The organism is Pseudomonas sp. UBA6276, assembly GCF_002438365.1.
GTDB lineage: Bacteria > Pseudomonadota > Gammaproteobacteria > Pseudomonadales > Pseudomonadaceae > Aquipseudomonas > Aquipseudomonas coleopterorum.
Window position 1 is genome coordinate 1 of record NZ_DJUS01000108.1, and the last position, 8263, is coordinate 8263.

At 62.0% G+C, this 8263-nt stretch carries 7 protein-coding genes and 1 pseudogene; 4 read left to right on the top strand and 4 right to left on the bottom strand.

Features of this window, described 5'->3' with window-relative positions:
- Positions 1-515: spermidine synthase (locus B2V21_RS12720; protein ID WP_286917014.1), on the top strand; the 515-nt coding region annotated here is incomplete at its 5' end.
- A gap of 27 nt (positions 516-542) precedes the next feature.
- On the opposite strand, the gene B2V21_RS12725 is transcribed toward B2V21_RS12720, so the two are convergent.
- Positions 543-1334 (bottom strand): crotonase/enoyl-CoA hydratase family protein, encoded by a 792-nt coding sequence (locus B2V21_RS12725; protein ID WP_286917015.1) that lies wholly within the window; start codon positions 1332-1334, stop codon positions 543-545.
- A 353-nt stretch (positions 1335-1687) separates the two neighbouring features.
- Between B2V21_RS12725 and B2V21_RS12730 the strand changes: the two are divergent.
- Positions 1688-3386, top strand: a pseudogene (locus B2V21_RS12730) (DEAD/DEAH box helicase).
- 139 nt (positions 3387-3525) lie between these two features.
- Here the strand turns inward: B2V21_RS12730 and B2V21_RS12735 are convergent.
- The gene (locus B2V21_RS12735) at positions 3526-3822 is read right to left on the bottom strand and encodes a hypothetical protein (protein ID WP_049861017.1); all 297 of its coding nucleotides are present in this window, start codon (positions 3820-3822) and stop codon (positions 3526-3528) included.
- A 293-nt stretch (positions 3823-4115) separates the two neighbouring features.
- On the opposite strand from B2V21_RS12735, the gene htpG reads away from it, so the two are divergent.
- Positions 4116-6020, top strand: a complete 1905-nt coding sequence (gene htpG / locus B2V21_RS12740; RefSeq protein ID WP_286917016.1) for a molecular chaperone HtpG — start codon at positions 4116-4118, stop codon at positions 6018-6020.
- 69 nt (positions 6021-6089) lie between these two features.
- Positions 6090-6818 carry a dienelactone hydrolase family protein gene (locus tag B2V21_RS12745; RefSeq protein WP_286917017.1) on the top strand — a complete coding sequence of 243 codons (729 nt, stop codon included), beginning with the start codon at positions 6090-6092 and terminating at the stop codon, positions 6816-6818.
- A gap of 92 nt (positions 6819-6910) precedes the next feature.
- On the opposite strand, the gene B2V21_RS12750 is transcribed toward B2V21_RS12745, so the two are convergent.
- Positions 6911-7318: an OsmC family protein gene (locus tag B2V21_RS12750; protein WP_056843226.1), complete on the bottom strand. Its 408-nt coding sequence runs from the start codon at positions 7316-7318 to the stop codon at positions 6911-6913.
- Between the two features lie 140 nt (positions 7319-7458).
- On the bottom strand, positions 7459-8263 hold an 805-nt coding region (locus tag B2V21_RS12755; protein WP_286917018.1), incomplete at its 5' end, for a beta-ketoacyl synthase N-terminal-like domain-containing protein.

The following is an 8263-nucleotide window of genomic DNA, read 5'->3' on the forward strand; positions in this document are numbered from 1 at the left end:
TGACCCAGGCCTGCCTCAAGTTCCTGCCACTCGAAGACGTCGAATGCATCGAACTGCGCCCCGACGTGCCCCGGCTGGCCATCGAATACATGGGCCTGGAAGACGATCCCAGGCTGTACATCCGGGTCGGCGACGCACTGGAACTGCTGCCCAGCGCCGAAACCGCCGACCTGATCTTCGTCGACCTGTATACCGATCACGGCCCGGCGCCCGCGCACCTGGCCTGGCGCTTTCTCGAACAGTGCCAGCAACGCCTGAACCCGCACGGTTGGCTGATCATCAACCAGTGGGCCGGCAACGATGGCAAGCCGCTCGGCGCTGCGTTGCTACGTGGGCTCTACCAGCGCCACTACTGGGAATTGCCGGTGAAGGAGGGCAACGTGATCGTGATGGTACCGGCCGATATCGAGCAGCAGCTGGACCTGCCCGGTCTGCGCCTGCGTGCCGAAGCCCTGGCGCCGCAGTTGGGCTATTCCCTGCAGAGCCTGATCGACCTGATCCGCCCGGCGACCTGAGACGCCGCGTCGACTCGATGCCCCCTGCTACTGGCCGACGAACACGGCAGGGCGCTGCTGCTGCATCGCCGCCAGGCCCTCGCGCGCGTCCTCGCTGGCGAACAGCCGTCCCGTGGTCGCTGCCAATTGGCGGCTGGCGGCCACTTCGCCGTCGCTGATCGCCAGGCGCGCCGACGCCAGGGTCGCCTGCACGCCCAGCGGCGCCTGCCGGGCAATCCGCTGGGCCAGGGCGAGCGCGTTGGGCAGCAGGTCCTCACTGGCCATGACTTCCTGCACCAGGCCCAGGCGCAGCGCCTCGTGAGCATCGAACTCATCGCCAGTGAGCAGCCAGCGCATCGCATTGCCCCAGCCGGCAATCTGTTGCAGGCGCAAGGTGGCGCCGCCGAACGGGAACAGCCCGCGCTGCACCTCCATCTGGGCAAAGCGGGTATTGCTGGCGCACAGGTTGATGTCGGCTGCGAGCATCAGCTCGATGCCCACGGTGAGGCAGTACCCCTGCGCCGCGACGATGACCGGTTTGCTGACCACCGGCCCGCCGGACACCCGCCAGGGATCGCAGCCGCCGGGCGGCACCTGCCAACCCTGGCTCAGACGCGTGCTCACCGCCGTCAGATCCAGCCCTGCGGTGAAATGCTCACCGTGGCAATACACCAGCGCCACCCGCGCCATCGGCTCGTGCTCGAACGTGCCGTAGGCCAGGCTCAGGGCATCGAGCATGGGCAAGTCGAATGCATTGCGTTTGGCAGGGCGGTCAAGGCCGATGAGCATGACGTGCTCGCGCAGCTCGCAGCTGACCTTGCCGGGGCAGGGGGTGGGCATGACGGCATTCTCCGAAGGTTTTGGATGAAAGGTTTCAGCCGCCGCACCTGCGCAGGCGCCTTCGCTAAAATAGACCGTGATGCCGATTCGCGCAAAGCCCGCGTGGCTCGGCCGTGCATGCGGCACCAAGGTACAAAAAAGTCTCACCTTGCGGCCGTTTTCAGGTATAGTGCGCGCCGGTCTTTAACCAGGCCACGTTTAGGTAGCGCAATCCCCCGAAGACAGCTTCGGCTGCATGTCCGTTCCGCGGACTCTCCCTAACGATTCTTTCATTCAATCGTTTTCGCAAATCCCCGCCGACAAAGCTGCCAGGGTGACTCTCGAGTCTTACAAGGCATGCGCAGCTTTGGAGCATGGGTCTTTGCGGATGCACTTAGAGGCAGACCCATGACCCAGGAAACCGGCGGCTTCGCCGCTCTCGAACTTCATCCGAACATTGTTGCTGCTGTAGTCGCTACCGGCTACGAAGAGCCTTCGGCTATCCAGCAACAATCGATCCCGATCATTCTCGCCGGTCATGACATGATCGGCCAGGCGCAGACAGGCACCGGCAAAACCGCCGCCTTCGCTCTGCCGATCCTGCATCGTATCGACCCGAGCAAGCGCGAGCCGCAAGCCCTGATCCTGGCGCCAACCCGTGAGTTGGCGCTACAAGTAGCCACTGCATTCGAAACCTACGCCAAGCAGATGCCTGGCGTTACCGTAGTGGCCGTGTACGGCGGTGCCCCGATGGGCCCGCAATTGAAAGCCATCCGCAACGGCGCGCAAATCGTCGTCGCTACCCCCGGCCGTCTCTGCGACCACCTACGTCGCGACGAGAAAGTCCTCGCCACGGTTAACCACCTGGTGCTCGACGAAGCCGACGAAATGCTCAAGCTGGGCTTCATGGATGACCTGGAAGTCATCTTCAAGGCCATGCCCGAGACTCGCCAGACCGTACTGTTCTCGGCAACTTTGCCACAGTCGATCCGCGCCATCGCCGAGCGTCATCTCAAAGACCCCAAGCACGTCAAGATCCAGACCAAGACTCAGACCGTCACCGCGATCGAGCAGGCTCACCTGCTGGTTCACGCCGACCAGAAGACCTCGGCTGTCCTGCGCCTGCTGGAAGTCGAAGAGTTCGATGCGCTGATCGCCTTCGTGCGCACCAAGCAAGCCACCCTCGACCTGGCCAGCGCCCTTGAAGCCAAAGGCTACAAGGCTGCGGCACTCAACGGTGACATCGCCCAGAACCAGCGCGAGCGCGTCATCGACTCGCTCAAGGATGGTCGCCTGGACATCGTCGTCGCCACCGACGTCGCTGCTCGTGGCCTGGACGTACCGCGCATCACTCACGTGTTCAACGTCGACATGCCGTACGACCCCGAGTCCTATGTGCACCGTATCGGCCGTACCGGCCGTGCCGGTCGCGAAGGCCGTGCGCTGCTGCTGGTGACTCCACGTGAGCGTCGCATGCTGCAGGTCATCGAGCGTGTCACCGGCCAGAAGGTCGCTGAAGTTCGCCTGCCAGATGGCCAGGCCGTGCTGGATGCGCGCATTCGCAAGCTGACCAACAGCCTCGCGCCGTTGGTGGGTGATGCCGAAAGCACCCACGGCGAGTTGCTGGACCGCTTGACCGCCGACATCGGTTGCAGCCCGCGTGCCCTGGCCGCGGCCCTGCTGCGCAAGGCCACCAATGGCCAGGCGCTGACCCTGGATGCTGTCAACAAAGAGCAGCCACTGGTTCCGACCAGCGCTCCACGCGAACGCAGCAGCGGTGATCGTCCTGACCGTGGTGACCGCGAGCGTCGCGCCCCCATGCCACTGGGTGAAGGCCGCGCACGCTGCCGTACTGCCCTGGGTGCTCGTGACGGCATCGCCGCGAAGAACCTGCTGGGCGCCATCCTCAACGAAGGCGGCCTGGCCCGCGAGGCTATCGGTCGCATCCAGGTGCGTGACAGCTTCAGCCTGGTCGAGCTGCCGGAAGAAGGTCTGGAAGGTCTGCTGAGCAAGCTGAAAGATACTCGCGTCGCTGGCAAGCAGTTGAAGCTGCGTCGCTATCGCGAAGACTGATTGCCTATAGTCTTCAGGCATAAAAAATCCCCGACTGGTTCGGGGATTTTTTTTGTCTTGATTGCGGCGCGTTCATCGCCAGGTCGAGCTCGCTCCTGTGGGAGCGGGCTCTGCCCGCGAAGCAGGCGCCGCCGATCAATCAGTTCTTGGCAGGCGGCACCTGGGTAGCAGGGGTGGTGCCTGGGGCTACGGGCATGCTCGAGTCGGACTTGGTCGCTTCCTGAGCTGCAGCCTTGTTCGATTCGGCAGCCGCTTCGTTGGCCTTGGCGTTTTCCTTGGCGGCATCGTTCATTTTCTCTTGAGCCGAGTCCATTTTTTCCTGCGCTTCCTGACGATGCTCTGCAGCGTCCTGAGCCTTGTCTTCGGATTTCTTGTCGCAAGCAGCCAGACCAAGGGTGGCAGCCAGCATCAGGGAGTAAGCGAGTGTCTTGCGCATGGTGTTTCTCCTTATTGGGTATCTACGAGGCTAAGAGGGTGTGCCCCGGATATAAGTTCCGTCACTGCGGTTATATATAAGTGTCGGATCGCAATGAGGTTTTTCCGCAGGCGTGCTGTACCGTTCAAGCACTCGTCCGGTTTTCACGGTGGCCCTGGGTGAAAGAAGCCGTTCACGGGTGCTGGCTCATTCGTCTACCGACGCCACCCTTGAAATACCGATCGGTGGCCCCATCTCCTTGTCATCCCGCCGCTCATCGGCGGCACCTGCCATCTGATTGGAGTTTGATGACCATGAGTGTGGAAACTCAAAAGGAAACCCTGGGCTTCCAGACCGAGGTGAAGCAACTGCTGCACCTCATGATCCATTCGCTGTATTCCAACAAGGAAATCTTCCTTCGCGAATTGATCTCGAACGCCTCCGACGCCGTCGACAAGCTGCGTTTCGAAGCGCTTGCCAAGCCTGAGCTGCTCGAAGGCGGTGGCGAGCTCAAAATCCGTGTCAGCTTCGACAAGGACGCCAAGACCGTCACCCTCGAAGACAACGGTATCGGCATGAACCGTGACGATGTCGTGACCCACCTGGGCACCATCGCCAAGTCCGGCACTGCCGACTTCATGAAGAACCTCACCGGCGATCAGAAGAAGGATTCGCATCTGATCGGTCAGTTCGGCGTGGGCTTCTACTCGGCCTTCATCGTCGCCGATCAGGTCGATGTCTACAGCCGTCGTGCCGGCACCCCGGCCAGCGAAGGTGTGCACTGGTCGTCCAAGGGCGAAGGCGAGTTCGAAGTCGCCAACATCGAGAAGGCCGAGCGCGGTACTCGTATCGTGCTGCACCTGAAAAGCGCCGAAGACGAATTCGCCGACGGCTACCGTCTGCGCAATATCATCAAGAAGTACTCCGACCACATCGCCCTGCCGATCGAGCTGCCCAAGGAAAGCGCGCCGGCCGAAGGCGAAGAGGCTCCGGCGCAGGAGTGGGAAACCGTCAACCGCGCCAGCGCCCTGTGGACCCGTCCGCGTACCGAGATCAAGGACGAGGAATATCAGGAGTTCTACAAGCACGTCGGTCACGACTACGAGAACCCGCTGAGCTGGAGCCACAACAAGGTCGAAGGCAAGCTGGAATACACCTCGCTGCTGTACGTGCCGGCCCGTGCACCGTTCGACCTGTACCAGCGCGAAGCCCCGCGTGGCCTCAAGCTGTACGTGCAGCGCGTGTTCGTAATGGATCAGGCCGAATCCTTCCTGCCGTTGTACCTGCGTTTCATCAAGGGTGTGGTCGACTCCAACGATCTGTCCCTGAACGTGTCGCGTGAGATCTTGCAGAAAGATCCGATCATCGACTCGATGAAAACGGCCCTGACCAAGCGTGTTCTCGACATGCTGGAGAAACTGGCCAAGAACGAGCCCGAACAATACAAAGGCTTCTGGAAGAACTTTGGCCAGGTCCTCAAGGAAGGCCCTGCCGAAGATTTCGCCAACAAGGAAAAGATCGCCGGCCTGCTGCGCTTCGCTTCCACCAGCGACGACAGCGGCGAGCAGAGCGTCGGCCTGGCCGACTACCTGGCACGGGTCAAGGAAGGTCAGGACAAGATCTACTACCTGTCCGGCGAGTCCTATGCGCAGGTCAAGAACAGCCCGCACCTGGAAGTCTTCCGCAAGAAAGGCATCGAAGTGCTGCTGCTGACCGATCGCATCGACGAGTGGCTGATGAGCTACCTCACCGAGTTCGATGGCAAGGGCTTTGTCGACGTTGCCCGTGGCGACCTCGACCTGGGCAAGCTGGACTCCGAGGAGGACAAGAAAGCCCAGGAAGAAATCGCCAAGGGCAAGGAAGGGCTGGTCGAGCGCCTTAAAGCGGCTCTGGGTGATTCCGTCAGCGAAGTGCGGGTTTCCCACCGTCTGACCGATTCGCCCGCGATCCTGGCCATCGGTGAGCAGGACCTGGGCCTGCAGATGCGCCAGATCCTGGAAGCCAGCGGCCAGAAGGTGCCGGATTCCAAGCCGATCTTCGAGTTCAACCCCAGCCACCCGCTGATCGCCAAGCTGGACGTGGAGCAGAGCGAAGATCGTTTCGCCGACTTCTCCCACATCCTGTTCGATCAGGCGGCGCTGGCGGCCGGTGACAGCTTGAAAGATCCTGCCGGATACGTGCGGCGGCTGAACAAGCTGCTGGTCGAGTTGTCCGTTTAAGCAGTCCAGGTAAAAGCCCGCTTCGGCGGGCTTTTTCGTTTTCAGTCACGACCTTTTGGGGGTACAAGCATGAGCACATTGACCGTTCAATCCGTGGTCTACCAGATCGACGGGCAGGCGTACGAAAGCCGCCTGGTGTACGACGCCGATATCGTTTCTCCACGTCCGGGGCTAGTGATGGCGCCTAACTGGATGGGTGTCAGCGAGGGTGCCGAGCGCATCGCCCATGCCGTGGCCTCCAAGGGCTACGTCGTGCTGCTGGTGGACTTGTATGGGCAGGGCGTGCGCCCGAGCAACAATGACGAAGCCGCAGCGGCCATGACTCCGCTGAAGAACGACCGCGCCTTGCTGCGCAAGCGCATGCAGGTGGCGTTGCAGCAGTTGCATGAGCAACCCCACGCAGCTGTCGATCCCGCACAGTCCGCAGCCTTCGGTTTCTGCTTCGGCGGTTGCTGTGCTCTGGAGCTGGCACGTACCGGCGCACCGCTCAAAGCCACCGTGTCGTTCCACGGCACGCTGGACACGCCCAATCCGGCCGATGCTCATGACATCAAGGGTTCGGTCCTGGTGCTGCACGGCGACGCCGACCCACTGGTGCCGGCCGAGCAACTGCCTGCGTTCCGTTCCGAAATGAACTCGGCAGGTGTGGACTGGCAGTTGACCAGCTACGGCGGTGCCTACCATTCATTCACCGACACCGAGGCCAACAACCCAGGTGTGCAGATGTACGATGCCAAGGTCTCGGCGCGCGCTTTCCAGGCCATGCACAACCTGCTCGACGAAGTGTTCCAGGCCTGAGTCAGCATGTGACTAGGAATGCCTGTTCGCGGCCACTGGCCGCTCCTGCGCCATTTCCGTAGGAGCGGTCAGCGGCCGCGAACAACCCTGGTTTAGGCCTCCGCCAGATACGTCTCGATATCGATCACCGCGCTGGTCATCAGTTTGTGCACCGGACAATGATCGGCGACCCGGTCCAGGTCATGGCGCTGTGCTTCCGTCAGATTGCCCAGTAGCGTCAGTTTGACCCGCAGGCTGTACTTGCCGGTCGGCTCCTGGCTGTTGTCGCGCTTGACCTCGATGTTCACCCCGGTCAATGGTATGTTTTTGCGCTGCGCATAAAGCTTGAGGGTCAAGGCCTTGCAGGCGCCCAGTGCGGCGTCGAAATAGTCGTGGGGGGAGGGGGCCGAATCTGCGCCACCCAAGGCTTCGAGCAGGTCGGTATGGAAGGAGTGGCGGCCATCGATGTCGATGCGGTGGCGAAATCCGTCGCCGGGTTCGGTAGTCACGGTGATAGACATGGAGATCCCTTCGTTTGAGTGCACAAACCACACTGTATAGAGGCTGGTACCGCCAAAGGGGTTCAACTGTCGTCAGCCGACCGACTGCAGGCAAAAAAAACGGCGCCCGCAGGCGCCGTCTTCAAGCAAGGCTATGAGCCTTACTGGCCGGTCCAGCGCTTGAGCACCAGGGTAGCGTTGGTGCCGCCGAAGCCGAAGCTGTTGCTCATCACAGTGTTGATCTCGACGTTTTCCTGGGTAACGGTCTGCACCGGCAGATCGGCCACGGCAGGGTCCAGTTCGTCGATGTTGGCGGAGCCTGCGATGAAGTTGCCTTCCATCATCAGCATGCAGTAGATCGCTTCGTGCACGCCAGCGGCGCCCAGGGAGTGACCGGACAGGCTCTTGGTCGAACTGATGGCCGGATACTTGCCAGCGAAGACTTCACGCACACCTTTCATCTCGGCTACGTCGCCCACCGGCGTGGAAGTGCCGTGAGTGTTCAGGTAGTCGATCGGGGTGTCGACGGTGGACAGGGCCTGCTGCATGCAGCGGATGGCGCCTTCGCCGCTTGGCGCGACCATGTCGTACCCATCGGAGGTCGCGCCGTAGCCGACGATCTCGGCGTAGATGTGCGCGCCGCGGGCCAGGGCGTGTTCCAGTTCCTCGACCACCACCATGCCACCGCCACCGGCGATGACGAAGCCATCACGGTCGCTGTCGTAGGCGCGCGAAGCTTTCTCAGGCGTGTCGTTGCGCTTGCTGGACAGGGCGCCCATGGCATCGAACAGGAACGACTGGCTCCAGTGCTCCTCTTCACCGCCACCGGCGAAGACGACGTCCTGCTTGCCCATCTGGATCTGTTCCATAGCCGTACCGATGCAGTGCGCGCTGGTGGCGCAAGCCGAGGCGATGGAGTAGTTCAGGCCCTTGATCTTGAACGGGGTGGCCAGGCAGGCCGACACG